We start from the raw sequence: 26,791 nt of genomic DNA on the forward strand, positions 1-26,791 counted from the left end.
CTTCTGATGACGACCACCTTAGGCAGCGTCGTGTCAGTGTCAGGTCATACCGTTGTGAAAATATCGTCGTGTAAAACCCCAAATCATTTCGAGGTTTTACAAGGTTGCACCCCCGCCTGGAGGCGCTTTTTCCAGCCGGTCAATTCGCTTTTGACGTATACAGCTCCACTTGAAAACGACAGCCGCTAGGCTCCATGTGGGTCAGGCTGACGCTCCACCCCTGGTTCTCGCAGATTCGTTGCACCAGCGATAACCCAAGGCCCAGGCCTTCACCGCGCTTCTCGCTGCCTCGCACAAAAGGCTCGAACATCGCTTCGCGCTGGTCTTCGGGAATACCTACACCGCTGTCCTCGACCATAAAACCGTCGGTCGACAGCGTCAGTCGAATGAAGCCTTGTTCCGTGTAGTGCAATGCGTTACGCAGCAGGTTACCCATGACCGCATGCAGGAACGTGGCGTTAAAACGCGTGCCCTGTGGTGTGCCAGGCTCGAAAATCAGCTTCAGCCCTTTGTCCTGGATCGGTGTGCGCCATAGACCGAGTAACCCGTCGGCCACTTCACTCAACGTTTGTTGGGGTGACATGCTGGCGTCTTCGCGCTGAGCGCGAGCAAGCATCAGGAAGGTTTGCACCAGTTCACGCATTTCTTCACTGGCGCGGGCGATCCGTTCGACCTGAGCGCGACCGCGATGGTCAATCCCGGGGTTTTCCAGCAGCAGTTCGCAGGAACTGGCAAGCACCATCAACGGTGTGCGCAGTTCATGACTGACGTCACTGGTGAACATTCGCTCCCGCGTCAACGCCTGACGCAGGCGACCGAGGGTCACGTCGAAGGCCACTGCCAGCTCGCCCACCTCATCGGCGGCGTAGTCCGGCGCCAGAGGCGGCGCCAAACCCAGCAATTGATCACGATGACGCACCTGACGGGCCAATCGCACAACCGGCGCCATGACCTTGCGCGCCAGGACCCACCCGAGGAAAACCGCCAGCGCCAGGCTGAGCACAAAGCCCACCAGCACCACGGCGAACAGTACCCGTTCGCGCTCTTCGAAATCGCTCTGATCCTGCAGCAGCACATAGCGCCGACCGTCGACGACCTCAACCATGGCGTGATACGACAGCTGCTCGCGGAACACCTCGTGAAAGCCCGGATCCAGGTGCCGCAGATCCTTGGGCAACTCAAAATCGCCCGGTCCACCGCTGAAGTAAAACAACTGGTCCGGTTCAGGACGATGACTCCAGTCCGAGACACTGTCCATCAACAACAGACGCTGCAAGTCTCCGCCCAGCCCCGCTGAAATCAGCTTTTCCTCCACCAGGTGCACAGTCGCCACAATGCCCATGGCAAAGGCGCCCGCCACCAGTGCGCTCATCAGCGCAAAGGCAATGATGATTCGCTGAGAAAGGCTCTGTTTAAACTCCATTACGCCCCTCGGCCAAGCGATACCCCACACCGTGCACGGTGTGCAGCAAGGGTTTGGCGAACGGTTTGTCGATCACCTGGCGTAACTGATGGACATGGCTGCGCAGGCTGTCGCTGTCCGGGCAGTCATCGCCCCACAGCGCTTCTTCGAGAATTTCGCGGCGCAATACGTGTGGGCTTTTCTGCATCAGCACCGCCAGCAACTTGAGGCCCACCGGGTTGAGTTTGAGCATCCGGCCCTCGCGAGTAACTTCCAACGTGTCGAGGTCATAGCTCAGATCACCGACTTGCAAGGTACGGCGTCCACCACCCTGGGTGCGGCGCATGACGGCTTCGATGCGTGCGGCCAGTTCAGACAGGGCAAAAGGTTTGATAAGGTAATCGTCGGCACCCGACTTGAAGCCCTGCAGCCGATCATCCAGTTGATCGCGTGCCGTGAGCATGATCACCGGCGTGTCGCGGCGGGCATCTTCACGCAGGCGCTTGCACAGGGTATAACCGTCAATGCCAGGCAGCATGATGTCGAGCACGATCAAATCGTAGTGCTCGGTGGCCGCCAGGTGCAGACCCGACAAGCCGTCCTGCGCACAATCCACGGTGTAGCCTTTGAGCCCCAGGTAGTCGGCCAGATTGGCCAGGATATCGCGGTTGTCTTCAACCAATAAAATTCGCATGGGCATCTTCTCCGTACACAGAAACGGCCGTCTTGGCCCGCGCAGCTTAAGGCCAAGTGTGGCTCACGGCTAGGGGAAGACCCGCGAGTAATCGATACACTCAACCAAAGCGCTGGATTGACAAGTTTTTCACTATCGATTCACGCCTTGGCTACAGTGAATAGCTGATGCTCCCGCGCCCGATAAATAGGGAAAGTAGATAATGGATTTTTTAAAGACCGCGCCAATACGCTTTTTGCTATTGGTCACCGGTTGCTGGCTGATTATTTTTCTTCTGACCCGTACCGTTCTGCTCCTCACCCATCTCGATGAGGCCGGCAGCGGCTTTTTGTCAGTGTTCGGTATTGGCCTGCTCTACGACTTGGGTTTCCTTGCCTATGCAGCGTTACCCATGGGGCTTTATCTACTGCTGTGCCCGTCTGCCTTGTGGCGCCGCCGCGGACACCGCTGGTTTCTTCAGGCACTGCTCACCGTCAGCCTGTTTGCAATGCTCTTCACCGCCGTCGCCGAGTGGCTGTTCTGGGATGAGTTCGGTGTGCGCTTCAACTTTATCGCCGTCGACTACCTGGTGTATTCCGACGAAGTGTTGAACAACCTGCTCGAGTCTTACCCGATCGGCACGCTGCTGAGCATCCTCGCCGTGCTGGCCGTGGCCTTGAGCTTCGCACTGCGTAAAACCTTCAATGCTGCGCTGGATGCACCCTTACCGCCGCTGCGCGGGCGCCTGCTCAGTGCCTTGGGCCTTTTCCTTGTCGCCGGCCTGAGTTTGCAACTGCTGAGCCAGGACGCACCGCGCGCCCAGGGCGGCAATGCCTATCAGAACGAGTTGGCAAGCAATGGCCCCTATCAGTTTTTCGCCGCTTTCCGTAATAACGAACTGGACTATCCACAGTTCTACAGCACCCTGCCATCGGAGATCGTCGCCCAACAGATTCGTGCCGAACTGAAAGAACCCAATGCCCGTTTCATCGGGGAAGATCCGCTGGATATCCGTCGACAGATCGATAACCCAGGCACGCTACGCAAGCCCAATATCGTGCTGGTCACCATTGAAAGCTTCAGCGCCAAATACATGGGCAGCAACGGCGACGAACGCAACCTGACGCCAAACCTGGATGCCCTGCGCAAGCAGAGCCTGTACTTCAACAATTTCTACGCCACTGGCACTCGTACCGATCGGGGTCTGGAAGCCATCACCCTGGCTATCCCGCCTACTCCTGGGCGCTCGATCGTCAAGCGCGTGGGTCGTGAGAGTGGTTTCGCCAGCCTCGGCCAGCAGCTTAATGCCGTGGGTTACGACAGCGTGTTTGTCTATGGCGGGCGCGGTTACTTCGACAACATGAATGCTTTCTTCAGTGGCAACGGTTATCGCGTTGTCGACCAGAGCAGCGTCGATGAGTCAGAGATTCATTTCAAAAATGCCTGGGGCATGGCCGATGAGGACCTCTACAAGCAGACACTCAAACTGGCCGACGCCGACTACGCCAAGCAACAACCATTTCTGCTGCAATTGATGACGACCTCCAACCATCGTCCTTACACCTACCCGGAGAATCGGATCGACATCAAGTCTGGCAACGGCCGCGACGGTGCGGTGAAATACACCGACTACGCCATTGGCCAGTTCCTGGATCAGGCGCGTCAGAAACCTTGGTTCGACAATACTATTTTCGTCTTCGTCGCCGACCACACCGCGGGTAGTGCCGGTAAGGAAGACCTGCCAATCAGCAACTACCAGATTCCATTATTCATTTATGCACCGAAGTTGATCGAGGCCCGTGAGACGGCACAGCTGGCCAGTCAGATCGACCTCGCCCCCACCTTGCTGGGTCTGCTGAATCTGGATTATGAGTCGACGTTCTTTGGGCGTAATCTGTTGCAGGATAATTCGCTACCGCCACGCGTAGTGGTTGGCAACTATCAGCACTTGGGATTGTTCGACGGTAAAGACCTTGCGATCCTAAGCCCGCGCCAGGGATTGCGTCGTCACGATGCAGCCTTGACTGAAAGTCGCGAATCACAATCCAGCGCCAGTGACCCATTGATCACCCGTGCCATCACCTATTACCAAACCGCCAGTTATGGCTTCAAGCAACAGCTGCTTGGTTGGAGGGTGCCCAAGGAGGGCGCCGACCAAGCCAGTGAACGATAACCGGATCGCCCCGGGCTGATGCCCCGGGGCTTTTTCCATTGTCCAGGATCCACCATGTCATCAACCGTTGTCCGCCCTGCCTCTCGCCCCCTCAACTTATGGGTGTTCCTGGGTATTCCCGCCGTTACGGCAATCATTCTGGTCCTGCTCGAACTGACCTCGCTGGACATGGACTTGGCCAACCTTTTCTATGACCCGGTCGCGGGGGACTTTATCGGGCGACACAGTTACTTCCTCGAAACCATCCTGCATGACCGCGCCAAGCAAGTGGTCATCGCCTTTTCGGTGTTCGCCATTCTCGGTTTTGTCGGTTCGTTTTTCATAACCAGGCTCAAACCATTCAAACGAGAATTAGGTTGCCTCGTGCTATCGCTAGGCCTGGCAACGTCTTTTGTCACGCCCATGAAAGCGGTCACGGCGGTGCAATGTCCGTGGAGCCTCGAACAATTCGGCGGACACGAAACCTACAGTGAATTGCTCAGCCCTCGCCCACACACCAATAAACCTGGACGCTGCTGGCCCGGCGGTCATGCGGCGACCGGTTTCACCTTGTTTGCGCTGTTTTTCGTATTGCGCGACCGTCGCCCACGACTGGCTCGCGCGGCATTGGTGTTCGCTTTCACCCTCGGAACGGTGTTTTCCATTGGCCGAATGATGCAGGGCGCGCACTTCTTTTCGCACAACGTGTGGACGGCAGTGTTCTGCTGGCTGATTTGCCTGGGGTCGTATTACTGGATTCTGTATCGACCGGCGGGCAAGGATGAACGAGTGACCAAGACAGAACCCGTCAGCGCCTGACCTGGCCTCTTCGCGGGCAAGCCTCGCTCCTACAAGTCCACAGCGTGTGCAAGTACCGCGACCGACTCAAGACCGTAGCAGCGAGGCTTGCCCGCGAAAGGGCCGGTTAATCCAGCTCACTGTCGGCGTCTGATAGCCATTCCAAAGATCGTAGCCTGCGGCAGCTCCTACATTGATCGTCTACATCTGTAGGAGCTGCCGCAGGCTGCGATCTTTTGACTTTGAATTTCATGATGCCCAATAAAAAACCCGTCAGCGCCTGACCTGGCCTGTTCGCGGGCAAGCCTCGCTCCTACAAGTCCACAGCGTGTGCAAGTACCGCGACCGACTCAAGACCGTAGGAGCGAGGCTTGCCCGCGAAAGGGCCGGTTAATCCAGCTCACTGTCGGCGTCTGATAGCCATTCAAAAGATCGCAGCCTGCGGCAGCTCCTACATTGATCGTGTACATCTGTAGGAGCTGCCGCAGGCTGCGATCTTTTGACTTTGAATTTCATGATGCCCAATAAAAAACCCCGCCTGCTTTCGCAGGCGGGGTTTTTAGTATCGGGGTAAGGCTGGCTTACATCATGCCGCCCATGCCACCCATACCGCCCATGTCTGGCATACCGCCGCCAGCTGCGCCTTCTTTCTTCGGTGCATCAGCTACAGCGGCTTCGGTGGTCAGGATCAGACCGCCGATCGAAGCTGCGGCTTGCAGAGCCGAACGGGTAACCTTGGTTGGGTCCAGGATGCCCATTTCGATCATGTCGCCGTATTCGCCAGTCGCAGCGTTGTAGCCGAAGCTGCCTTCGCCGTTCTTGACCTTATCGACCACGACGCTTGGCTCGTCACCGGAGTTGGCAACGATCTGGCGCAGCGGTGCTTCTACAGCGCGACGCAGAACGGCGATACCCACGTCCTGATCAGCGTTGTCGCCTTTCAGTTCGGTCAGTGCTTCCAGAGCACGGATCAGGGCCACGCCACCGCCAGGCACCACGCCTTCTTCAACGGCTGCACGGGTAGCGTGCAGGGCGTCTTCAACGCGGGCTTTCTTCTCTTTCATTTCAACTTCGGAACCAGCGCCAACCTTGATCACTGCAACGCCGCCGGACAGCTTGGCCAGACGCTCTTGCAGTTTTTCACGGTCGTAGTCCGAGGAAGTCTCGGCAACCTGGGCACGGATCTGAGCGATACGCGCTTCGATGTCGCCCTGTACGCCAGCACCGTCAACGATGATGGTGTTTTCCTTGGACAGGGTTACGCGCTTGGCGTTACCCAGGTGCTCCAGGGTGGTGCTTTCCAGGCTCAGGCCGATCTCTTCGGAGATCACGGTACCGCCGGTCAGAACGGCGATGTCCTGCAGCATGGCCTTGCGACGGTCGCCGAAACCTGGAGCCTTGACGGCTGCAACTTTGACGATGCCACGCATGTTGTTCACAACCAGAGTCGCCAGGGCTTCGCCTTCAACGTCTTCAGCCACGATCAGCAGTGGGCGGCCAGCTTTGGCAACGGCTTCCAGCACTGGCAGCATTTCGCGGATGTTCGAGATCTTCTTGTCGACCAGCAGGATCAGCGGGCCGTCGAGCTCGGCAACCATGGTGTCCGGCTTGTTGACGAAGTATGGGGACAGGTAGCCACGGTCGAACTGCATGCCTTCTACAACCGACAGTTCGTTTTCCAGGCCCGAGCCTTCTTCAACGGTGATCACGCCTTCTTTACCGACTTTTTCCATGGCTTCGGCAATGATGTCGCCGATGGAGTTGTCGGAGTTGGCGGAGATGGTGCCTACCTGAGCGATGGCCTTGGTGTCGGCGCATGGCTTGGACAGACCTTTGAGCTCTTTAACGATCGCGATGGTCGCTTTGTCGATACCGCGCTTGAGGTCCATCGGGTTCATACCGGCAGCAACGGCTTTGAGGCCTTCGTTGACGATCGACTGAGCCAGAACGGTAGCGGTGGTGGTGCCGTCGCCTGCGTCATCGTTGGCCTTGGAGGCAACGTCTTTGACCAGTTGCGCGCCCATGTTCTCGAAACGGTCTTCCAGTTCGATTTCCTTGGCTACGGAAACGCCGTCCTTGGTGATGGTCGGAGCGCCGAAGCTCTTCTCGAGGATCACGTTACGGCCTTTCGGGCCCAGGGTCGCTTTTACCGCGTCAGCCAGGACGTTGACACCAACGAGCATTTTCTTGCGGGCGGAATCGCCGAATTTAACTTCTTTAGCAGCCATGATCGATATTCCTTAAATACTTTGTAGTAACGGGAAAATGAGCGGGGAATCAGCCTTCGATAACAGCGAGGATTTCGTTCTCGCTCATTACCAGCAGGTCTTCGCCGTCGACTTTCACAGTGTTGCTGCCGGAGTAAGGACCGAACACAACCTTGTCGCCCACCTTCACGGACAGTGCGCGCACTTCACCGTTTTCCAGCACGCGGCCAGTGCCGACAGCCAGAACTTCACCGTGGTTGGCTTTTTCAGCAGCCGAACCTGGCAGGACGATACCGCCAGCGGTTTTCTTTTCTTCTTCGCTGCGACGGATGACGACGCGGTCATGCAGAGGACGAAGCTTCATTGTCGATCTCTCCTAATTGTGGTTTTCATCGGCCGGTGTAGTCCCGGCGGGTTTAACAAAGTCCGGCGGCGCCGGGTGCGGCTCGACGAGCGAGACGCGGAAGTCTGTCTGGCGTGATTGCCAGAAACCTTGCGGTGACCGTTACATAAGGGCGCATAAGCTTATTACAAGGGCAGGGATCGAAAAATTTTCAGGTCGACTCCCCACAAACGAACACGGCACCCGAAGGTGCCGTGTCGCGAAGGTGTTACTTGGTATCTCGGTGTTCGAATTCGCCCTCGATCACGTTGGGCTCGCGACCCAGCGGTTCACGCGGCGAAGGACCACCTCGGGGCTGAAGGTCATCGGCGAACGCTCGCTGGCGAATCGCCTGTTCCTCGGCACGCTGGCGCATCTTGTTGGCCAACAGGCGACGGCTCATCGGCAGCAGCATGATCAGGCCGACCACGTCGCTGATGAAGCCCGGAAGGATCAACAAACCACCGGCCAACGCCAGCATCAAACCTTCGAGCATGGTCTGCGCGGGCAGTTCGCCACGGCTCAAACTTTCACGGGCACGCAGTGCCGTCGCCAGTCCGGCAACTCGCAACACGAAAATACCGAACATCGAGCCAAGAATGATCAGCAGCAGGGCCGGGAAAAACCCGATAGCCCCTGCCACCTTGACGAATACGAACAGCTCCAGCACCGGGAACAGTAGAAAGAGCAATAAAAAAGGGCGCATCAAATGGTTCCTCAACGCAAGAATGCCTTGCCAGTTCACCTTAGATGACGTCGCCGTTTCGTGAATTCAAGCGTCGGCCACTTCATTTTTCGGCCATTGTTCGGCGTGAGCCAGGAAAACCAAGGCTTCGCGAACTTGTGTCGGGGTATTACAAGGCGCTTGGAAGGGCAGCCAGTAGACGCCCTGGCCGATGCGCAGGTGCATGCCTTCGGTATCGATACCAACCATTTGCGCCGGTACGGTTTTCGGCAGCCCCGCCAGGTCGACGTAGTGCGCAATGGCCTTGGCGTGATCGGCATTCATGTGCTCGACCATGCTCACTTCGGCCTTGCCGGCAAAGGGGTTGGCCAGCGTCAGGTCGTTGACCCAATGGATGGCGCCGAAACCGCCGATGTAACGGTGACGCACCGGTTGCAGCACCCAAAAATCGAAATCATGGGCCTTGTGGTAATTGCGCGAATCGGGGAAGTAACGGTAGTAGCGCTCGGCTGCGGCTTCGATGGCGGCCTCGTCCTCAATCCGTTGGGCCTCGGCCAGGTAGGTCAGGCGCCCGACGGCTTGCACGTCTTCAGCTTCGCGCTCGCCCACCAGCAGAGAACATTTCGGGTCTTTTTGCAGGTTGTGGGTGTGCTGGGCGATGCGGCTGATCAGGATCAGCGGCCGGCCCTGTTCGTCCAGGCAGTAAGGAACCACGGAGCCGAACGGAAAACCGGGCATGGCCTTTGAGAGCGTCGACAGGACGCCACGGTATTCCTTGAGCAGCAATTCTCGTGCATGCTTGGCAACTTCAACGCTCAATTTATGACTCCTTATATAGAATCCGTCAAAAAAACGGACGGGCGACTGATGAAAGTTTCAGTTCGCCATCGGGGGCAGTTCTCATGTGCAGCCAAGCCACATCAGGCGCAGATCGAGAGGCTCTCTTGAAGGTAACCACTCAGACCTGACACCGGGGCATGCGAATGCAACTCACTGACAAAGTAATCATTATCACTGGCGGTTGCCAGGGTTTAGGTCGCTCCATGGCCGAGTATTTCGCCGCCAAAGGCGCAAAACTGGCACTGGTCGACCTTAATCAGGAAAAGCTCGACGCCGCTGTGGCAGCCTGCAAGGCCAAGGGCGTCGAAGCCCGCGCCTACCTGTGCAACGTGGCCAACGAAGAGCAAGTGACCCACATGGTTGACCAAGTCGCGCAAGACTTCGGTGCGATCCATGGCTTGATCAACAACGCCGGTATCTTGCGCGACGGCCTGCTGCTCAAAGTCAAGGACGGCGAGATGACCAAGATGAGCCTGGCCCAGTGGCAAGCGGTCATCGATGTCAATCTGACCGGCGTGTTCCTGTGCACCCGTGAAGTCGCGGCGAAAATGGTCGAGCTGAACAACAGCGGCGCGATCATCAATATCTCTTCGATTTCCCGTGCCGGCAACGTCGGTCAGACCAACTACTCCGCCGCCAAGGCCGGCGTCGCCGCGGCGACCGTGACCTGGGCCAAAGAGCTGGCACGCTATGGCATCCGTGTAGCCGGCATTGCACCGGGTTTCATCGAAACCGAAATGACCCTGGGCATGAAACCGGAAGCGTTGGAGAAGATGACGTCGGGGATTCCGCTCAAGCGCATGGGCAAACCGGAAGAGATCGCCCATTCGGCGGCGTACATTTTCGAAAACGACTACTACACCGGTCGGATTCTGGAGATGGATGGCGGGTTGCGGATTTAAGCAACACCATAGTTCTGTAGGAGCACGGCTTGCCGGCGATGGCAGATTTGAATTCGCCATCGTCGGCAAGCCGTGCTCCTACAGAAGAGAGGTCGCTATTTAATCGTCGCTGATGCTGATATTCGGCATCGCTGGCGTCACGGCTTCCTGCAACACGATCCGCGCGCCGACATGCCGCGCCAGTTCCTGGTAAACCATCGCGATCTGGCTGTCCGGCTCGGCGATCACCGTTGGCTTGCCGCCATCGGCTTGTTCGCGGATGACCATCGACAGCGGCAACGAGGCCAATAGCTCGACGCCATACTGATTGGCGAGTTTTACCCCACCGCCTTCACCGAACAAATGCTCGGCATGTCCGCAATTGGAGCAGATGTGCACGGCCATGTTTTCCACCACGCCCAGTACCGGGATGTTGACCTTGCGGAACATCTCCACGCCCTTGCGCGCATCGAGCAGGGCCAGGTCCTGTGGTGTGGTGACGATGACCGCACCGGCCACCGGGACTTTCTGCGCCAGGGTCAGTTGAATGTCGCCGGTGCCTGGCGGCATGTCGATCACCAGGTAATCCAGGTCGCCCCACGCGGTCTGGGTCACCAATTGCAGCAGGGCCCCGGAAACCATCGGTCCGCGCCAGACCATCGGCGTGTTGTCGTCGGTGAGGAACGCCATGGACATCACTTCAACACCGTGGGACTGGATCGGCACGAACCATTTCTGGTCCTTGACCTGCGGTCGGGTGCCTTCGGCAATACCGAACATGATCCCTTGGCTCGGGCCGTAGATGTCGGCATCGAGAATACCGACCTTGGCGCCTTCGCGAGCCAGAGCCAACGCCAGGTTGGCGGCGGTGGTGGATTTGCCCACGCCGCCCTTGCCGGAGGCCACGGCCACCACGTTCTTGACGTTGGCCAGGCCCGGCACTTGAGCTTGGGCCTTGTGCGCGGCAATCACGCTGGTGACGTCGACGCGAGCAATCGTCACGCCGTCCAGGCCTTCGATCGCCATTTGCAGCAACTGCGCCCAGCCGCTCTTGAACAGACCGGCGGCGTAGCCCAGTTCGAGCTGGACGCTGACGCGATCACCCTGGATGTCGATGTTGCGCACGCACCCGGCGCTGACCGGATCCTGGTTCAAATAAGGGTCGGTGTATTGGCGAAGGACGGCTTCCACCGCTGCGCGATTGACGGCGCTCATGGGCAACTCCGGTAACAAGACTGGGAAATATGGCGGATATCGTACCTGTTCTGATCGCTGGGCGGGATGATGAAAAGATCTGTAGGAGCCAGGCTTGCCGGCGATGGCTGACTTGACTACGCCATCGCCGGCAAGCCGTGCGCCTACGGACCATGGTTCGGCGCATGAATCCTTGTTACTCATCCAATGAAACGGGCTCACAGGGTGAAAAATCTGCGCCGGCGCTTTATAGTGGCCGACCTCCGTTTCATCAAGTAGCCGAGCCCCATGTCCGAGCCACGCAAGATTCTCGTCACCAGCGCCCTGCCCTATGCCAATGGTTCGATTCACCTCGGCCATATGCTGGAATATATCCAGACCGATATGTGGGTGCGCTTCCAGAAGCACCGCGGCAATCAATGCATCTATGTCTGCGCCGACGACGCCCACGGCTCGGCGATCATGCTGCGCGCGGAAAAGGAAGGCATCACCCCGGAACAACTGATCGCCAACGTCCAGGCTGAACACAGCGCCGACTTTGCCGACTTCCTGGTGGACTTCGATAACTTCCACTCCACTCACGCCGAAGAAAACCGTGAGCTGTCGAGCCAGATCTACCTGAAGCTGCGCGACGCCGGGCACATCGCCACGCGTTCGATCACGCAGTATTTCGACCCGGAAAAGAAAATGTTCCTGGCCGACCGCTTCATCAAGGGCACCTGCCCGAAATGCGGCACCGAAGACCAGTACGGCGACAACTGCGAGAAATGCGGCGCGACCTACGCACCAACCGACCTGAAAGACCCGAAGTCGGCTATTTCTGGTGCCACCCCGGTGCTCAAGGATTCCCAGCACTTCTTCTTCAAGTTGCCGGACTTCCAGGAAATGCTGCAAACCTGGACCCGCAGCGGCACCCTGCAAGACGCCGTTGCCAACAAGATCGCCGAATGGCTGGATGCCGGCCTGCAACAGTGGGACATCTCCCGCGATGCGCCGTACTTCGGCTTTGAAATTCCCGATGAACCGGGCAAGTACTTCTACGTATGGCTGGATGCGCCGATCGGCTACATGGCCAGCTTCAAGAACCTGTGCAACCGTACGCCGGAGCTGGACTTCGACGCGTTCTGGGGCAAGGACTCCACCGCCGAGCTGTATCACTTCATCGGTAAGGACATCGTCAACTTCCACGCCCTGTTCTGGCCAGCCATGCTCGAAGGCGCGGGCTACCGCAAGCCGACCGGCATCAATGTGCACGGCTACCTGACCGTCAACGGCCAGAAAATGTCCAAGTCCCGTGGCACCTTCATCAAGGCCCGGACTTACCTGGATCACCTGTCGCCGGAATACCTGCGCTACTACTACGCGGCCAAGCTGAGCCGTGGCGTCGACGACCTGGACCTGAACCTCGAAGACTTCGTGCAGAAGGTCAATTCCGACCTGGTGGGCAAAGTCGTCAACATCGCCAGCCGTTGCGCCGGCTTCATCCACAAGGGCAATGCCGGCCTGATGGTCGACACCAACGCCGCGCCGGAGCTGACCGAAGCGTTCCTGGCCGCCGCGCCTGGCATCGCCGACGCCTATGAAGCCCGCGACTTCGCCCGCGCCATGCGTGAAATCATGGCCCTGGCCGACCGCGCCAATGCCTGGATCGCCGACAAGGCACCGTGGTCGCTGAACAAGCAGGAAGGCAAGCAGGATGAAGTCCAGGCCATTTGCGCTACCGGCGTCAACCTGTTCCGCCAACTGGTGATCTTCCTCAAGCCTGTGCTGCCGTTGCTGGCTGCCGATGCCGAGGCGTTCCTGAACGTCGCACCGCTGACCTGGAACGACCACACCCTCTGGCTCGCCAACCATCAGTTGAACGAGTTCAAGCCGCTGATGACCCGGATCGACCCGGTCAAGGTGCAGGCCATGACCGACGCTTCGAAGGAAGACCTGACCGCCAGCCAGACCGACACCGGCGAAACAGCCCCTGCCGGCAATGGCGAATTGGCCAAGGACCCGCTGTCCCCGGAAATCGAGTTCGACACCTTTGCGGCCGTCGACCTGCGCGTCGCCCTGATCGTCAAGGCTGAACACGTAGAAGGCGCCGACAAGCTGTTGCGCCTGACCCTGGATATCGGTGACGAGCAGCGCAATGTGTTTTCCGGCATCAAGAGCGCTTATCCAGACCCGTCCAAACTCAATGGTCGCCTGACCATGATGATCGCCAACCTCAAGCCCCGCAAAATGAAATTCGGGATCTCCGAGGGCATGGTGATGGCAGCCGGTCCTGGCGGTGAAGAAATTTACCTGCTGAGCCCTGACAGCGGCGCCAAGCCGGGTCAACGGATCAAGTAAGGTAAAGCGGCGAACCAATCCCACAGTCGTTCCTGGCGCGACTGTGGGATTTTCATGTCTGGCCCATACTATCTCTCAAGCCTGCCCTCATCTGGTAGGAGCTGCCGCAGGCTGCGATCTTTTGACTTTGATTTTCCAGGAGCAAAAGATCGCAGCCTGCGGCAGCTCCTACAGATTTAATCAGTAGCTTCCAATGATGTGTGGACGCGGACGCTTCAGGTAGACAGCGCATGACCGAACTGCTCTTTACACTTATCAGCACCGCCCTGATCAACAACCTCGTGTTGCACTGGCCATTGGGTGTGGATCCGCTGTTGGGCAGTGAACGTCGGCAAGTCCATGCCCTGGGCATCGCGACAACCTGCCTGATGCTGATTGTCGGCATGCTCGGTTACGCGCTCTATCATTGGCTGCTGATGCCGCTGGAATTGACGTCGCTGCGCCTGTTCGTATTTGTGCCCCTGAGCGTGCTGCTGATCGCCCCCTTGCTCAAAGGACTGCCCCGGGTATGCCCGAAGCATTCGTTTGAAGGGCTTTGGCCATTACTGTTGGGCAATGCCGGCGTGCTTGGCGTTGCGCTGCTCAATATTCAGGATGACAAGGGATTTCTGGCGGCCACAGCCCTGAGTCTCGGGGCCGGGCTGGGTTTCTGGCTGGTACTGAGCCTGTTCAACGACTTGCGCCAACGTACACTCGACAACAATATCCCCCTGCCCTTTCGCGGCCTGCCGATCGACCTGATCGGCGCCGGCCTGATTGCAGTGGCTTTTCTCGGATTCAGCGGACTGATCAAAACATGAGTCTGATTCAACGCATCGACGCCCTCTTGCCGCAGACCCAATGCGGCAAGTGTGGTCATCCCGGATGCAAGCCCTACGCTGAAGGCATCGCCAGCGGCGAGCCGATCAATAAATGTCCACCCGGTGGCAGCGAAACCATACACGCCCTGGCCGAACTGCTGAATGTGCCGGTGCTTGAGTTGGATGCCAGCCGTGGTTCGGCTCCAGCGCAGATCGCCTACATCCGCGAAGCCGAGTGCATCGGTTGCACCAAATGCATCCAGGCCTGCCCGGTCGACGCCATTGTCGGTGCAGCCAAGCTGATGCACACGGTGATCATTGATGAGTGCACCGGTTGCGATCTCTGCGTGGCGCCTTGCCCTGTGGATTGCATCGAAATGCGCCCCCTGCCACTGGCCACGGTGTTGCCGATTGTCGGAGGTCTGGCCGTAAGCCTCGAAGAACAACAGGCCCGCACCGCCAAACGCAATCACGCACGGCACCGCTTTGAACAACGCAACGCCCGTCTGCAGCGTGAAGAACAGCAAAAAGCCGCCGAACGCCAGGCCCGTGCACAACGTGCGGCCCAGCCCAGCGAAGTGACGCTCGACCCGGTGCAGGCCGCCCTTGAACGCGTTCGCGCACAGAAGGCCGCCAACGCCGATGCGGCATTGAAAAAAGCCAAGATCGATCTGGCGATGAGTCGCGCGCAACTGACCAAGTCGCTCAAGGCCTTTGGCCATCCACCGACCTTTGAACAGCAGTCGCAGTTGATCGTTCTACAACAACAGTTCGAAGCCGCCGAGCAGGCCCTGACGCAGCTGGAAAGCGTTGCACCATCAGCTCCGGCGCCCGCCGCCGCGCCAGCAAAGAATGCCGACCTGAATCGGGCAAAGATACAGTTGGCCATGCGTCGCGCCGAACTCAAAAAAGCTCAGGCCGCCGAAGCGCCTGCCGAGCAGGTCCAAGCCCTGGAGCGAGCCGTCAGCGAAGCCGAACGCCAGGTGGATGCCCATGCCACCGCTTGAGTCGGTCGACTTACGCCTGCAGCAGGCCATGAAACTGGTACTACTGGCTACGCTGCCAGGCATGCTGGTGCTGTTCTGGATTTACGGCTGGGGAGTATTGATCAACCTCATGCTGGCGAGCTTCGGTGCGCTGGCCACTGAAGCGGCGGTGCTACGTTTACGCAAGCGGCCGCTCAAACCGACCTTGAGCGACGGCAGCGCCCTCGTCAGTGCCACGCTCTTGGCCCTGGCTTTGCCGCCCTATTGCCCGTGGTGGCTAACCGTCAGTGCTGCCGCGCTTGCCATGGTGTTCGGCAAGCACCTGTATGGCGGTGTCGGCAGCAATCCGTTCAACCCGGCGATGCTCGGCTTCGTTCTGGTGATGGTGGCGTTTCCGCAACAGATGACCCATTGGCCCACGTCACACGGCATGGATCTGTTGGGTGGCGTGCAACAGGTTTTCGGTTTCGGACAGGCTCCGGACGCCTGGGTCCGGGCCACGGCACTGGACAGCCTGCGGATCAACAAAAGCCTGACGATGGACGAACTGTTCTCGACGAACCCAGCATTCGGCCACTTTGGCGCTCGCGGTGTTGAATGGGTGAACCTGGCCTTTCTCGTCGGCGGCGTGTTTCTGCTACAGCGGCGAGTAATCAGCTGGCATGCACCCGTCGGAATGCTCGCCAGCCTATTCACCATCAGTCTGTTGTGCTGGAACGGTTCTGGCTCCGACTCCCATGGCTCACCCCTGTTCCATCTGCTCAGTGGCGCCAGCATGTTGGGCGCATTTTTTATCATTACCGAGCCGGTGTCCGGCGCCAGGAGTCCTGGCGCAAGGCTGCTATTGGGCATGGGCGTCGGGCTGCTGACGTATCTGATCCGGACATGGGGTGGTTATCCGGATGGCGTGGCCTTCGCCGTTTTGTTGATGAATCTTTGTGTTCCAGCACTCGAGCGGTTTGTCACCGCCAGGCAGGAGCGACTTGCACCATGAACCGAGCGTCGAGCATTGCCATCCTGGCGTTACTGGCCACCCTCGGGATCGGCCTGACGTGGCTCGCCCAGCACAGCGGTGCGCCACGGATCGCGGCTGAGCAACGCCAGATCGACAGTCGCAATCTGCTGGATTTGCTGCCGGCTGGCAGCTACGACAATCAGCCGCTGGAACAACCGCTCAGGCTCGAGAATACAACCCTGGGCGCCAGCACACTGCTGGCGGGATATCGGGCAACCAGGGCCGGCCAGACGCAAGCCGTTTTGTTGCGCAGCCAAACCGTGGGTTATGCAGGCGCCATCGACCTGCTGATTGCTATCGACGCTAACGGCAGACTGACGGGCGTGAAAACCCTCAAGCAAACGGAAACGCCGGGGCTGGGTGCGCGAATAGCCGGCTGGCCCAATGCCTGGCTTCAGCAGTTTTCTGGCAAATCCCGAACTGATCCGGACGACAAAGGCTGGGCGTTGAATAAGGATCAGGGGCAATTCGACCAGATTGCGGGAGCGACCATCACGTCAAGAGCCGTGATCAATGCGACCCACGACGCGCTGCGCTACTTCGATGAACACCGGCAACAACTGCTTGGGAGCGCTTCCCATGAGTAAAACGCCATTGCTGCAGAACTCATTGATGCTCACACCGCTGATCGGCGCCACGGGTTCGCTGGTCAATGGTCTGGGCTTGTATCTGATGTTCATTGCAGTGATCGGTGTTTTTGGCCTCGCCATGCCCGTCGTTCGATCGCGCTTGCTCCCGCCGACACACCTGCTCGCAAGTGTACTGCTCGCCACTACCTTGGTCAGTTGTGCGGAACTTGGCGCGCAAGTCTGGTCGCTGCAATGGCATCAACAAATGGGGATCTATCCAGCCTTGATCGCCTTGCAATGTGTGGTGCTGGAGCAAATTGGATTCTTCCAGAGCCCCCGAAAAGATCGACTGCGCCTATGTGGCCTGTTCGGCGTATTGATGGTGGGCCTGGGCCTGCTGCGCGAGCTCATGGGTAACGGGACAATCGGCAATCACCTACCGTGGCTGACTTTCGCGACGCAAACAGATTGGCAAGGTTGGGTGCTCAGCGCCGATGGAGGCTTGCGCCTGGCCACACTGGCCCCTGGCGGGTTCATCCTGCTGGGATTGCTGATCGCCGCCTGGCAAGCCTGGCACCGCCCTGCCCCTTCACACTGACAGTTTTCGAGGAACAGCACTGCCCATGAATGCCGCAAAACGTCTGGAAATTTTCCGCAGGCTGCACGAAGACAACCCGGAACCAAAGACCGAACTGGCCTATTCCTCGCCGTTTGAATTGTTGATCGCCGTGATTCTTTCGGCGCAATCGACCGATGTCGGCGTCAACAAGGCCACGGCAAAACTGTTCCCCGTTGCCAACACCCCAGCGGCTATCCATGCCTTGGGTGTCGAGGGGTTGTCGGAATACATCAAGACCATCGGCCTGTTCAACAGCAAGGCCAAAAACGTGATCGAAACCTGCCGCTTGCTGGTGGAGCGGCATGCCGGCGAAGTGCCGCAAACCCGCGAGGAGTTGGAAGCCCTACCCGGCGTAGGCCGTAAAACCGCCAACGTGGTACTCAATACGGCATTCCGTCAGCTGACGATGGCCGTGGACACCCATATCTTTCGGGTCAGCAATCGCACCGGCATTGCGCCTGGCAAGAATGTGGTCGAGGTCGAGAAAAAATTGATGAAGTTCGTACCCAAGGAGTTTCTGCTCGACTCCCATCATTGGCTGATCCTTCACGGGCGCTATGTGTGCCTGGCCCGCAAGCCTCGTTGTGGCAGTTGCCGGATAGAAGATTTGTGCGAATACAAGCACAAGACCTCGGACGATTGAGACACTATTGGATTTATTGATTTATCGATTGAAAAAATCTTTTTTACCCGCCGGGAGATTGTCGATATAAGGAGCCCCAAAGGCAGTCTTAGCCTGGAGTAACTAAATGAGCACTGGCAAAGAGCAACTGGATGTAGAAGACGACTTCACCCCAGGTGAGGCCGATGATGCCGAACCTGTGGTTGAAGTAGCGAAAACCAACCTGAGCAAACGCCGTACCATCGACAATCTGCTGGAGGAGCGCCGACTGCAGAAGCAATTGGCCGATTACGACTTTGACTTATGACATCTGAAAGCCTCCCGAAACGGAGGCTTTTTACTGTGTGCCGAACCACGATGGATGCCCGTTCATCCCGTACCGTTACCCCATGTAAAATCACACTAACCCATTGCGCTGAGCCAGCTCGATCAGGTCAACCAGAGAGCGTGCATTCAGCTTCAACAGCAGGCGCGTCTTATATGTACTGACGGTCTTGTTGCTGAGAAACATCCCATCGGCGATTTCCTTGTTGGTTTTGCCTCTGGCCAATTGTTGCAAGACCATCATCTCCCGCCCTGACAGACGATCGACCATATCGGCTTCACTGGCGTTCCCCAGGCTGGCGCGCACGGTATGCAAAGCTTGATTGGGAAAATAACTATAACCGGACAAAACCGCCTTGATGGCACTGAGCAACTCGGTGAGATCCTGCTGTTTACAAACATACCCGGCAGCCCCCGACTGCATGCAACGCATGGAAAAATGCCCTGGCGACTGGGAAGTCAATATCAGCACTTTCATGGGCATGGAGGTTGAAGTAAGTCTCGCTATAACTTCCAGCCCGTCCAGCTTCGGAATCCCGATATCCAGAATGACAATATCCGGCATATGCTCGCGGGCAAGTTGTAATGCATCCACGCCATTATCTGTTTCCGCAACAACTTCGTAGCCATGACGTTCCATCAGCATACGTACCGCGAGACGAATGACGGGGTGATCATCCACGATCAGCACTTTATTCATGGGCAAGTCCAATTTTCGCTGTTCGAATTTTTAGAGCCCGCACAATAGCCTAGTCGTTTCACCCATGGCATGCTGCCCCCCCCAGCGACCTGCACCGAGAGACATTCCCTACGAGAATCGCGGATTAATCCTACAAAACACCCTCGAATACAACGCTGTGAAAACGGTCTCCACAGGAATGCCTTTCGGCTTTCACCATTATTTTGTATCCACGTGAAACTAAAAAACAAAGCTTAAAGTTTGAGTAAATCGACTTTGCGCCCCCTTATGCCTACCAAAACCCCCAGCGCAACATCAATACCAGAAAGATCACACACCGAGCACCCACTAATTCTTACAGCAAAAAAACATTCACGAACAATCATGAATAATACGAAACACCAAAAACAAAACAGCCAACCGCACAAGAAAAAACACGACACCTGCGTCAAATAATACAGACACTCAAGACAGATGAATGACGTAACATGAATACCAATAACAAACATCACCAATCAAACGAGCAAACAAAAAACCAATGAGTAATAAACATGATCAAACTCAAAAAAAGAATCACCAACCCCATGACAATAATTGCGATATTCGCAACCCTGTCTGAAACATCGGCAGCCCTCTCTCTTCCCTTCTTGGAAGATCAGGAGAGAGAAATTTATGTCTGGTTCCTGATCAGCTTTCCTTTTTATCTGCTGTTTTTATTCTTCGCCACACTCAACTTCAATTATCGATCGCTTTACTCGCCCTCGGACTTTCAAAAGGATGAGCACTTCCTGAAAGCGATGGACACTGTTGACCCGCAGGAAAACACGACCTCAGTGGGTGACTCGCGACCTGCTTCCTCTCCCGGCAACGCCCAGGCGCCACCGAAGGAATTCGGTTTACGGCACCCGCAGTCAGACCTGCATCACATTCACTTACCCGAACTGATGAAAGACCTCCACATCGTCGATGCACGTCAGATGAAAAATAAAATGGAGTTCGGCACTTTGCTGGAGAGGATACAAATGACACGGGAACAACAGGTGATTCTGTTTCTCACGAAAACGAAATCGGACAACTGGCTGAAAGAACGCGTACTCAAATATTCCAGGCAGACAAGAAAGCGCGGTGTCAGCAGCCTCTGTGTTGCCTACAACTTGAGTTCACATGGGGTGACGGTCATCGATCAGAGTTGCCAACAGTGAGGCAGACCCAATCAGTGACTCACAGGCGGGAAGGTATCAGGCAGGTCAGACGTAATGACCGTTTTTTTGCAGGATCAGAAAAGCATCTTTTTCAGGTTTGTGGCCCCGTCGATGACGAGGCCACAAATCCATTACAGGCTCAAAGCAATCAGAACAGCTTGCGGCCTTTGTTCGCGGCAATGCGCATACGCAAGGCATTGAGCTTGATGAAGCCGGCTGCATCAGCCTGGTTGTAGGCGCCGCCATCTTCCTCGAAGGTCGCGATGTTGGCGTCGAACAGCGAATCGTCCGACTTGCGGCCAGTTACGATCACGTTGCCCTTGTACAGTTTCAGGCGTACCACACCATTCACGTTGACCTGGGAAGCGTCGATCATCTGTTGCAGCATCAGACGCTCAGGGCTCCACCAGTAGCCGGTGTAGATCAGGCTGGCGTACTTGGGCATCAGCTCGTCTTTGAGGTGAGCGACTTCGCGATCCAGTGTGATCGATTCGATCGCACGGTGCGCGCGCAGCATGATGGTGCCACCAGGGGTTTCGTAGCAGCCACGGGACTTCATGCCCACGTAACGGTTCTCGACGATGTCCAGACGACCGATACCGTGTTCGCCACCGATACGGTTCAGGGTCGCCAGCACGGTAGCCGGGGTCATTTCAACACCGTCCAGTGCCACGATGTCGCCGTTGCGATAGGTCAGTTCCAGGTATTGCGGCTTGTCGGGAGCCTTCTCCGGAGAGACGGTCCAGCGCCACATGTCTTCCTCGTGCTCGGTCCAGGTATCTTCCAGCACACCACCTTCATAGGAGATGTGCAGCAGGTTGGCATCCATCGAGTAAGGGGATTTTTTCTTGCCGTGACGCTCGATCGGGATCGCGTGCTTTTCAGCGTAATCCATCAGCTTTTCACGGGACAGCAAGTCCCATTCGCGCCAAGGAGCGATCACTTTCACACCCGGCTTCAAGGCATAGGCGCCCAGTTCGAAACGAACCTGATCGTTACCCTTGCCGGTGGCGCCATGGGAAATGGCATCGGCGCCGGTTTCGTTCGCGATTTCGATCAGGCGCTTGGCGATCAACGGACGAGCAATGGAAGTACCCAGCAGGTACTCGCCTTCATAAACGGTGTTGGCGCGGAACATCGGGAAAACGAAATCGCGTACGAACTCTTCGCGCAGGTCGTCGATGTAGATCTCTTTCACGCCCATGGCCTGAGCCTTAGCGCGTGCTGGCTCGACCTCTTCGCCCTGACCCAGGTCAGCGGTGAAGGTCACCACTTCACAGTTATAAGTATCCTGCAGCCACTTGAGGATCACCGAAGTGTCCAGGCCGCCGGAATACGCCAGAACGACCTTGTTTACGTCCGCCATGCCATCACTCCACGGGGTTCTACGGAAAGCCGGGAAGTCTACCGCTCATGCAGAATAATTTACAGTGGCGCGACAGCTTATGACGACGAAGCGACAGATTATGTCGAGGGCGCGACGATGGCCAATCGGTCATGAAGTTGCCGAAGTGGCCTGCCTGGTGGATTGAGGGGCCACTTGCTCCGGTGGTGCGCCTCGCTCCAAACGTACCGCAACCCGGCGGTTTTTCGCGCGGTTAGTGTTGCTGGTGTTGGGCACCAGCGGATAACTCTCACCGTGGAAGCGCACAGTGATCTGCGACTCCTGGATACCGTTGGCCTTGAAAAACTCCATGACGGCCAGGGCCCGGCGGCGAGACAAGTCACGATTGGTCAGGCGATTGCCGCCGTTATCGGAGTGGCCGTCGAGCTCAATACGATTGACCGTCGGATCGGCCTTCATATATTCCAGCATCACCTGCAGCCTGGCTTTGGCGGCCGCATCCAGATCGATACCGCCTCCAGGGAAACCGACCTGGGATTGCTTCACCTGATCGAAATTCTGCGGCAAGAGTTTGGCGACGCAACCTTGATAGTCAGCAAACGCCTTGTTGAACCTGACCGGCAACAAGCGCACCTCCGACACCCGTCCATCACCTGAGGAATGCCGAACCACCGGACTGCGTCCATCCATCAGACCACTGATCAAGCGGCCGGCCTGAGCCTGTGAACTGTTGAACAATACATTGCCGCTGCCGATTCTCACCGTGCCCAGATTGATATCGCCTCGGCCTGGCTGCCAAGGCGCGGCCGCGGCCAGCAAGGTGGCCGAACCGCCGCCCATCACGGCGTTGTATGCATTCAGGCGAAACGTTGCCTGTTCGCCAGCACGGCGCACGAACTGCCCCGAGCCGAAATCGGTGATCGGCTGTGTCAGCCGGCATTCGAATTTGTCACCTTCGACCGTCCACTCAATGCTCTCCAGACGGGTCTGGAAAGTGAGCGCCATCGCGGGAAGGCAGGCAAACACACTGAGCAAGGCTAAATAACGCTGGCGCACGGGAGGCTCCACTGGTTTCTACAACAAAAAGACCGACACACAAATGATAACGGCATACCTGTTGGATATCGGAAGCTTGCGGCAAAACTTGATAGCGAGTGCCTGCAAGTGTCTTTTCCGGTAGCATTCCCTGGAGTTTGACCCGCCTGGAATCCCCTCATGTCCGACCGCCTGACCCTGCTGCGTCCCGACGACTGGCATATTCATCTTCGCGATGGTGCCGTGTTGACCAATACCGTCGCGGATGTTGCGCGCACCTTTGGTCGCGCCATCATCATGCCCAACCTGGTTCCACCGGTCCGCAATGCGACCGAGGCCGATGGCTATCGCCAGCGGATCCTCGCTGCCCGCCCCGCTGGCAGCCGGTTCGAACCGCTAATGGTCCTGTACCTGACCGACCGCACCCAGCCTGAAGAAATTCGCGAAGCCAAGGCTACCGGTTTCATTCACGCCGCCAAGCTGTATCCGGCTGGTGCAACCACCAACTCGGACTCCGGCGTTACCAGCATCGACAAGATCTTCCCTGCACTGGAAGCGATGGCTGAAGTGGGAATGCCCTTGTTGATACACGGTGAAGTCACCCGTGGCGACGTCGATGTATTCGATCGCGAAAAAATCTTCATCGATGAGCACATGCGTCGTGTGGTCGAGCGTTTCCCGACCCTCAAAGTAGTGTTCGAGCACATCACCACGGCTGACGCCGTGCAGTTCGTCAACTCGGCTTCGGCCAACGTTGGCGCGACCATCACAGCGCATCACCTGCTGTACAACCGCAATCACATGCTGGTGGGCGGGATCCGGCCGCACTTCTATTGCCTGCCGATTCTCAAGCGCAATACGCATCAGGAAGCCTTGCTCGACGCCGCCACCAGCGGCAGCGAAAAGTTCTTCCTCGGTACCGACTCGGCGCCTCACGCCCAGCATGCCAAAGAAGCCGCCTGCGGTTGCGCCGGCTGCTACACCGCCTTTGCTGCCATCGAGATGTATGCCGAAGCCTTCGAACAGCGCAATGCACTGGATAAGCTCGAAGCCTTCGCCAGCCTCAACGGCCCACGCTTCTATGGCCTGCCGGTAAACACCGATCGCATCACCCTGGTTCGCGAAGAATGGACCGCCCCAACCAGCCTGCCGTTTGGCGAGTTGACCGTTATCCCGCTGCGCGCCGGTGAAAAACTGCGCTGGCGCCTGCTGGAGGAACACGCGTGAGTGAAGACCATTTCGACGACGAACAGGACGGTAATGGCGGCGGAGGCGGATCTCGCCATCCAATGGCTGCCAGGTTCCGTGGTTACCTGCCTGTCGTCGTCGACGTAGAAACCGGTGGTTTCAACTCGGCCACCGACGCCCTGCTGGAAATCGCCGCGACCACCATCGCCATGGATGAAAAGGGTTTCGTTTACCCTGACCACACCTACTTCTTCCGTGTCGAGCCCTTCGAAGGCGCGAACATCGAAGCGGCAGCCCTGGAGTTCACCGGGATCAAGCTCGATCACCCGCTGCGCATGGCCGTGAGCGAAGAAGCAGCCCTGAACGATATCTTCCGTGGCGTACGCAAGGCGCTCAAGGCCAATGGCTGCAAGCGGGCGATTCTGGTCGGACACAACAGCAGTTTCGACCTGGGCTTTCTGAACGCAGCGGTTGCGCGCCTGGACATGAAGCGCAACCCGTTTCACCCTTTCTCCAGCTTCGACACGGCCACCCTCGCCGGCCTGGCCTATGGCCAAACGGTACTGGCCAAGGCCTGCCAGGCAGCCGATATCGATTTCGACGGTCGCGAAGCCCACTCGGCTCGCTATGACACCGAGAAAACCGCTGAGCTGTTCTGCGGCATCGTCAATCGCTGGAAACAAATGGGTGGCTGGGAAGATTTCGACGATTGAGTGCTGCTGGCTTTTGCTCTTTGTAGGAGCCGAGCTTGCTCGCGATGGTCGCAAGAACACCACGGAAAGTCAGACTACCCGCGTTAACGTTAACCACCATCGCGAGCATGCTCGCTCCTACAGAAGCGGGGTCACATTTATCCCGCCCATAAAAAAACCGGCCTCAAGGGCCGGTTTTTTTTATCTGGCAGGTGCCTTACAGAGCAGCAGCGTGCTCGGTCAGGTAAGCCGCAACGCCTTCTGGCGAAGCGTTCATGCCCTTGTCGCCTTTTTTCCAGTTGGCTGGGCAGACTTCGCCGTGCTCTTCGTGGAATTGCAGAGCGTCGACCAGACGCAGCAGCTCTTCCATGTTACGGCCCAGCGGCAGGTCGTTGATGATCTGCGAACGGACAACGCCTTTGTCGTCGATCAGGAACGCGCCACGGAAAGCCACGCCGTCAGCGGACTGAACGTCGTAAGCCTTCATGATTTCCTGCTTGATGTCGGCAGCCATGGTGTAACGAACTTCGCCGATACCGCCATTGTTGACCGGGGTGTTACGCCAGGCGTTGTGGGTGAAGTGCGAGTCGATCGAAACAGCGACCACTTCAACGTTACGGGCCTTGAATTCCGACATGCGGTTGTCCAGAGCGATCAGCTCCGACGGGCAAACGAAGGTGAAGTCCAGTGGGTAGAAGAACACCAGGCCGTATTTGCCTTTGATGGCCGAGGACAGGGTGAAGCTGTCAACGATTTCGCCATTGCCGAGTACGGCCGGTACGGTGAAGTCAGGGGCTTGTTTGCCTACGAGTACGCTCATTGGATATCTCCTGGTGTAGAAACGTGAAAAACCGGGTTTGCGCCAGCCTGCCACCCTGAAGCGACAGCCCTGTGACACAACCCCCTTTCGAAAAGACCGGTCATCATACACTGCGTATTTGGACTGTCTTTAGCGGTTTTTCCACCAGAGGTGAAAATCGCGATGGCGAATTGCCCAGCCGGACTACAAACCAAAACCGTTCGTCAGCCGTGGGAAAAAGCCTTGATCAAGTGCTTTGACAATCATTCTCGTTAACATTAAGATCCATCGCATTCGAAACATAAACAAGCGACGGTCTTCACTTATGTATGTTTGCCTCTGCACTGGCGTCACCGACGGCCAAATCCGCGATGCGATCTATGAAGGATGCTGCAGCTACAAAGAAGTCCGCCAGGCTACCGGCGTTGCCAGTCAATGCGGTAAATGTGCCTGCCTCGCCAAGGAAGTGGTCCGCGAGACTTTGACCAAACTGCAAACGGCCCAGGCTGCGATTCCATATCCAGCAGAATTTACCGCCGCATAAATACCGTATTTCAAAGAACCGGACTGAAGTCCGGTTTTTTTATGCCTGAAAATCAATTGCTTAGGTTCTAGACGCGGAACACAAACATTCTTATTCCGATTAATTTTCACTTAAGTTTCAATAACTTAGGTTTGACACTCTTAATAGTGCGGCTCAAACTCTGGTTTATAGACAGCTAATACAGGGCAGGACCCCACCATGAAAGGCGACGTTAAAGTCATCCAGCATCTCAACAAGATCCTTGCCAATGAGCTGGTCGCAATCAATCAATACTTCCTGCATGCACGCATGTATGAAGATTGGGGCCTGAACAAGCTCGGCAAGCACGAATACCACGAATCCATCGACGAGATGAAGCACGCCGACAGGCTGATCAAGCGCATCCTGTTCCTTGAAGGCCTGCCGAACGTCCAGGACCTGGGCAAGCTGCACATCGGCGAACACACCAAGGAAATGCTTGAGTGCGACCTGCGCATCGAGAAAATCGGTCACGCCGACCTTAAAGAGGCAATCGTTTATTGTGAAAAGGCTGGCGACTTCGGCAGTCGTGAGCTGCTTGAAGATATCCTCGAGTCCGAAGAAGAACATATCGACTGGCTGGAAACCCAACTTGGCCTGATCGACAAGATCGGTCTCGAGAACTATCTGCAATCGCAGATGGGTGAAGACGAATAACTTCTATGCAATAAAAAGCCCCGCTCTCTTTTGAAGAGGCGGGGCTTTTTTATGCTTGACCTTGTAGGAGCGAGGCTTTCCCGCGAAGAACGATAACTCGATTTATCTGTAAAACCGCGTCATCGTTCTTCGCGGGCAAGCCT

Annotated in this window: 26 protein-coding genes and 1 pseudogene; 16 read left to right on the forward strand and 11 right to left on the reverse strand. The window is 57.2% G+C overall.

The window, feature by feature from the left end; genetic code table 11:
* Window positions 1–139: 139 nt before the first annotated feature.
* Window positions 140–1,423, reverse strand: a complete 1,284-nt coding sequence (locus ABTV22_RS24190; protein WP_433736936.1) for a sensor histidine kinase — start codon at window positions 1,421–1,423, stop codon at window positions 140–142.
* Window positions 1,413–2,096: a two-component system response regulator ColR gene (gene colR, locus ABTV22_RS24195; RefSeq protein ID WP_128605482.1), complete on the reverse strand. Its 684-nt coding sequence runs from the start codon at window positions 2,094–2,096 to the stop codon at window positions 1,413–1,415. The genes ABTV22_RS24190 and colR overlap by 11 nt, the downstream gene beginning before the upstream one ends.
* 202 nt (window positions 2,097–2,298) lie before the next feature.
* On the opposite strand from colR, the gene ABTV22_RS24200 reads away from it, so the two are divergent.
* Window positions 2,299–4,248 carry an LTA synthase family protein gene (locus tag ABTV22_RS24200; protein WP_433736937.1) on the forward strand — a complete coding sequence of 650 codons (1,950 nt, stop codon included), beginning with the start codon at window positions 2,299–2,301 and terminating at the stop codon, window positions 4,246–4,248.
* Window positions 4,249–4,302: 54 nt separating this feature from the next.
* Complete coding sequence (locus tag ABTV22_RS24205; protein WP_433736938.1) at window positions 4,303–5,046, forward strand: phosphatase PAP2 family protein; 744 nt, start codon at window positions 4,303–4,305, stop codon at window positions 5,044–5,046.
* Window positions 5,047–5,606: 560 nt separating this feature from the next.
* On the opposite strand, the gene groL is transcribed toward ABTV22_RS24205, so the two are convergent.
* The 4 genes from groL to ABTV22_RS24225 all read right to left on the reverse strand — a co-directional run bounded on the left by groL (window position 5,607) and on the right by ABTV22_RS24225 (window position 9,118).
* Window positions 5,607–7,253, reverse strand: a complete 1,647-nt coding sequence (gene groL, locus ABTV22_RS24210; RefSeq protein WP_433736939.1) for a chaperonin GroEL — start codon at window positions 7,251–7,253, stop codon at window positions 5,607–5,609.
* Between the two features lie 49 nt (window positions 7,254–7,302).
* On the reverse strand, window positions 7,303–7,596 hold the full coding sequence (locus ABTV22_RS24215) for a co-chaperone GroES (RefSeq protein WP_427577009.1): 294 nt from the start codon (window positions 7,594–7,596) through the stop codon (window positions 7,303–7,305).
* A gap of 247 nt (window positions 7,597–7,843) precedes the next feature.
* Complete coding sequence (locus tag ABTV22_RS24220; protein ID WP_433736940.1) at window positions 7,844–8,320, reverse strand: FxsA family protein; 477 nt, start codon at window positions 8,318–8,320, stop codon at window positions 7,844–7,846.
* 66 nt (window positions 8,321–8,386) lie between these two features.
* Window positions 8,387–9,118: a HugZ family protein gene (locus tag ABTV22_RS24225; protein ID WP_433736941.1), complete on the reverse strand. Its 732-nt coding sequence runs from the start codon at window positions 9,116–9,118 to the stop codon at window positions 8,387–8,389.
* A gap of 164 nt (window positions 9,119–9,282) precedes the next feature.
* Here ABTV22_RS24225 and ABTV22_RS24230 point away from each other — a divergent pair, with 164 nt between their 5' ends.
* Entirely contained in the window at window positions 9,283–10,041 is a 759-nt protein-coding gene (locus ABTV22_RS24230) for an SDR family oxidoreductase (protein ID WP_433736942.1), read from the forward strand.
* Between the two features lie 99 nt (window positions 10,042–10,140).
* Here ABTV22_RS24230 and apbC read toward each other — a convergent pair whose 3' ends face one another.
* Window positions 10,141–11,235 (reverse strand): iron-sulfur cluster carrier protein ApbC, encoded by a 1,095-nt coding sequence (gene apbC / locus ABTV22_RS24235; RefSeq protein ID WP_433736943.1) that lies wholly within the window; start codon window positions 11,233–11,235, stop codon window positions 10,141–10,143.
* A 267-nt stretch (window positions 11,236–11,502) separates the two neighbouring features.
* On the opposite strand from apbC, the gene metG reads away from it, so the two are divergent.
* The 8 genes and pseudogenes from metG (at window position 11,503) to ABTV22_RS24275 (ending at window position 18,472) form a co-directional block, all read left to right on the forward strand.
* A complete protein-coding gene (gene metG, locus ABTV22_RS24240; protein WP_433736944.1) occupies window positions 11,503–13,554 on the forward strand; it encodes a methionine--tRNA ligase in 2,052 nt (683 codons plus the stop codon).
* Between the two features lie 230 nt (window positions 13,555–13,784).
* The gene (locus ABTV22_RS24245; RefSeq protein ID WP_433736945.1) at window positions 13,785–14,354 is read left to right on the forward strand and encodes an electron transport complex protein RnfA; all 570 of its coding nucleotides are present in this window, start codon (window positions 13,785–13,787) and stop codon (window positions 14,352–14,354) included.
* Window positions 14,355–14,371: 17 nt separating this feature from the next.
* A pseudogene (rsxB, locus tag ABTV22_RS24250) lies at window positions 14,372–14,746 on the forward strand (electron transport complex subunit RsxB); the annotation flags it as partial.
* A gap of 601 nt (window positions 14,747–15,347) precedes the next feature.
* Window positions 15,348–16,334 (forward strand): RnfABCDGE type electron transport complex subunit D, encoded by a 987-nt coding sequence (locus ABTV22_RS24255; RefSeq protein ID WP_433736946.1) that lies wholly within the window; start codon window positions 15,348–15,350, stop codon window positions 16,332–16,334.
* Window positions 16,331–16,942 carry an RnfABCDGE type electron transport complex subunit G gene (locus ABTV22_RS24260; protein ID WP_433736947.1) on the forward strand — a complete coding sequence of 204 codons (612 nt, stop codon included), beginning with the start codon at window positions 16,331–16,333 and terminating at the stop codon, window positions 16,940–16,942. The genes ABTV22_RS24255 and ABTV22_RS24260 overlap by 4 nt, the downstream gene beginning before the upstream one ends.
* On the forward strand, window positions 16,935–17,522 hold the full coding sequence (locus ABTV22_RS24265) for an Rnf-Nqr domain containing protein (RefSeq protein ID WP_433736948.1): 588 nt from the start codon (window positions 16,935–16,937) through the stop codon (window positions 17,520–17,522). The genes ABTV22_RS24260 and ABTV22_RS24265 overlap by 8 nt, the downstream gene beginning before the upstream one ends.
* Window positions 17,523–17,547: 25 nt before the next feature.
* Complete coding sequence (nth, locus tag ABTV22_RS24270) at window positions 17,548–18,186, forward strand: endonuclease III (protein ID WP_433736949.1); 639 nt, start codon at window positions 17,548–17,550, stop codon at window positions 18,184–18,186.
* Between the two features lie 106 nt (window positions 18,187–18,292).
* On the forward strand, window positions 18,293–18,472 hold the full coding sequence (locus ABTV22_RS24275) for a PA3496 family putative envelope integrity protein (protein ID WP_433736950.1): 180 nt from the start codon (window positions 18,293–18,295) through the stop codon (window positions 18,470–18,472).
* Between the two features lie 90 nt (window positions 18,473–18,562).
* Here the strand turns inward: ABTV22_RS24275 and ABTV22_RS24280 are convergent, their stop codons facing one another.
* Window positions 18,563–19,189 carry a response regulator gene (locus ABTV22_RS24280; RefSeq protein WP_433736951.1) on the reverse strand — a complete coding sequence of 209 codons (627 nt, stop codon included), beginning with the start codon at window positions 19,187–19,189 and terminating at the stop codon, window positions 18,563–18,565.
* A gap of 530 nt (window positions 19,190–19,719) precedes the next feature.
* On the opposite strand from ABTV22_RS24280, the gene ABTV22_RS24285 reads away from it, so the two are divergent.
* Entirely contained in the window at window positions 19,720–20,370 is a 651-nt protein-coding gene (locus tag ABTV22_RS24285; RefSeq protein ID WP_433736952.1) for a hypothetical protein, read from the forward strand.
* Between the two features lie 148 nt (window positions 20,371–20,518).
* On the opposite strand, the gene ABTV22_RS24290 is transcribed toward ABTV22_RS24285, so the two are convergent.
* The gene (locus ABTV22_RS24290; RefSeq protein ID WP_110964710.1) at window positions 20,519–21,736 is read right to left on the reverse strand and encodes an argininosuccinate synthase; all 1,218 of its coding nucleotides are present in this window, start codon (window positions 21,734–21,736) and stop codon (window positions 20,519–20,521) included.
* Window positions 21,737–21,865: 129 nt separating this feature from the next.
* Entirely contained in the window at window positions 21,866–22,771 is a 906-nt protein-coding gene (locus ABTV22_RS24295; RefSeq protein ID WP_433736953.1) for a flagellar protein MotY, read from the reverse strand.
* Between the two features lie 159 nt (window positions 22,772–22,930).
* Here ABTV22_RS24295 and pyrC point away from each other — a divergent pair, with 159 nt between their 5' ends.
* Together pyrC and rnt are read left to right on the forward strand one after the other, a co-directional pair.
* Window positions 22,931–23,977, forward strand: a complete 1,047-nt coding sequence (pyrC, locus tag ABTV22_RS24300) for a dihydroorotase (RefSeq protein WP_433736954.1) — start codon at window positions 22,931–22,933, stop codon at window positions 23,975–23,977.
* On the forward strand, window positions 23,974–24,651 hold the full coding sequence (gene rnt, locus ABTV22_RS24305) for a ribonuclease T (protein WP_433736955.1): 678 nt from the start codon (window positions 23,974–23,976) through the stop codon (window positions 24,649–24,651). Before pyrC ends, rnt begins: the two co-directional genes overlap by 4 nt.
* 196 nt (window positions 24,652–24,847) lie before the next feature.
* Here the strand turns inward: rnt and ABTV22_RS24310 are convergent, their stop codons facing one another.
* On the reverse strand, window positions 24,848–25,450 hold the full coding sequence (locus tag ABTV22_RS24310; RefSeq protein ID WP_007971324.1) for a peroxiredoxin: 603 nt from the start codon (window positions 25,448–25,450) through the stop codon (window positions 24,848–24,850).
* 304 nt (window positions 25,451–25,754) lie between these two features.
* Here ABTV22_RS24310 and ABTV22_RS24315 point away from each other — a divergent pair, with 304 nt between their 5' ends.
* Together ABTV22_RS24315 and bfr are read left to right on the forward strand one after the other, a co-directional pair.
* Window positions 25,755–25,973, forward strand: coding sequence for a bacterioferritin-associated ferredoxin (locus ABTV22_RS24315; protein ID WP_093226494.1), 219 nt, complete (start codon window positions 25,755–25,757; stop codon window positions 25,971–25,973).
* Between the two features lie 198 nt (window positions 25,974–26,171).
* The gene (gene bfr / locus ABTV22_RS24320; protein WP_433736956.1) at window positions 26,172–26,648 is read left to right on the forward strand and encodes a bacterioferritin; all 477 of its coding nucleotides are present in this window, start codon (window positions 26,172–26,174) and stop codon (window positions 26,646–26,648) included.
* Window positions 26,649–26,791 lie beyond the last annotated feature (143 nt).

The organism is Pseudomonas putida (assembly GCF_050990305.1).
GTDB lineage: Bacteria > Pseudomonadota > Gammaproteobacteria > Pseudomonadales > Pseudomonadaceae > Aquipseudomonas > Aquipseudomonas putida_AH.

Excerpts from the sequence above, each read along its gene's own strand:
- ABTV22_RS24190 (WP_433736936.1), bottom strand. The coding sequence starts at position 1,423 with ATGGAGTTTAAACAGAGCCTTTCTCAGCGAATCATCATTGCCTTTGCG.
- colR (WP_128605482.1), bottom strand. The coding sequence starts at position 2,096 with ATGCGAATTTTATTGGTTGAAGACAACCGCGATATCCTGGCCAATCTG.
- ABTV22_RS24200 (WP_433736937.1), top strand. The coding sequence starts at position 2,299 with ATGGATTTTTTAAAGACCGCGCCAATACGCTTTTTGCTATTGGTCACC.
- ABTV22_RS24205 (WP_433736938.1), top strand. The coding sequence starts at position 4,303 with ATGTCATCAACCGTTGTCCGCCCTGCCTCTCGCCCCCTCAACTTATGG.
- groL (WP_433736939.1), bottom strand. The coding sequence starts at position 7,253 with ATGGCTGCTAAAGAAGTTAAATTCGGCGATTCCGCCCGCAAGAAAATG.
- ABTV22_RS24215 (WP_427577009.1), bottom strand. The coding sequence starts at position 7,596 with ATGAAGCTTCGTCCTCTGCATGACCGCGTCGTCATCCGTCGCAGCGAA.
- ABTV22_RS24220 (WP_433736940.1), bottom strand. The coding sequence starts at position 8,320 with ATGCGCCCTTTTTTATTGCTCTTTCTACTGTTCCCGGTGCTGGAGCTG.
- ABTV22_RS24230 (WP_433736942.1), top strand. The coding sequence starts at position 9,283 with ATGCAACTCACTGACAAAGTAATCATTATCACTGGCGGTTGCCAGGGT.
- apbC (WP_433736943.1), bottom strand. The coding sequence starts at position 11,235 with ATGAGCGCCGTCAATCGCGCAGCGGTGGAAGCCGTCCTTCGCCAATAC.
- metG (WP_433736944.1), top strand. The coding sequence starts at position 11,503 with ATGTCCGAGCCACGCAAGATTCTCGTCACCAGCGCCCTGCCCTATGCC.
- ABTV22_RS24245 (WP_433736945.1), top strand. The coding sequence starts at position 13,785 with ATGACCGAACTGCTCTTTACACTTATCAGCACCGCCCTGATCAACAAC.
- ABTV22_RS24255 (WP_433736946.1), top strand. The coding sequence starts at position 15,348 with ATGCCACCGCTTGAGTCGGTCGACTTACGCCTGCAGCAGGCCATGAAA.
- ABTV22_RS24260 (WP_433736947.1), top strand. The coding sequence starts at position 16,331 with ATGAACCGAGCGTCGAGCATTGCCATCCTGGCGTTACTGGCCACCCTC.
- ABTV22_RS24265 (WP_433736948.1), top strand. The coding sequence starts at position 16,935 with ATGAGTAAAACGCCATTGCTGCAGAACTCATTGATGCTCACACCGCTG.
- nth (WP_433736949.1), top strand. The coding sequence starts at position 17,548 with ATGAATGCCGCAAAACGTCTGGAAATTTTCCGCAGGCTGCACGAAGAC.
- ABTV22_RS24275 (WP_433736950.1), top strand. The coding sequence starts at position 18,293 with ATGAGCACTGGCAAAGAGCAACTGGATGTAGAAGACGACTTCACCCCA.
- ABTV22_RS24280 (WP_433736951.1), bottom strand. The coding sequence starts at position 19,189 with ATGAATAAAGTGCTGATCGTGGATGATCACCCCGTCATTCGTCTCGCG.
- ABTV22_RS24285 (WP_433736952.1), top strand. The coding sequence starts at position 19,720 with ATGATCAAACTCAAAAAAAGAATCACCAACCCCATGACAATAATTGCG.
- ABTV22_RS24290 (WP_110964710.1), bottom strand. The coding sequence starts at position 21,736 with ATGGCGGACGTAAACAAGGTCGTTCTGGCGTATTCCGGCGGCCTGGAC.
- pyrC (WP_433736954.1), top strand. The coding sequence starts at position 22,931 with ATGTCCGACCGCCTGACCCTGCTGCGTCCCGACGACTGGCATATTCAT.
- ABTV22_RS24310 (WP_007971324.1), bottom strand. The coding sequence starts at position 25,450 with ATGAGCGTACTCGTAGGCAAACAAGCCCCTGACTTCACCGTACCGGCC.
- ABTV22_RS24315 (WP_093226494.1), top strand. The coding sequence starts at position 25,755 with ATGTATGTTTGCCTCTGCACTGGCGTCACCGACGGCCAAATCCGCGAT.
- bfr (WP_433736956.1), top strand. The coding sequence starts at position 26,172 with ATGAAAGGCGACGTTAAAGTCATCCAGCATCTCAACAAGATCCTTGCC.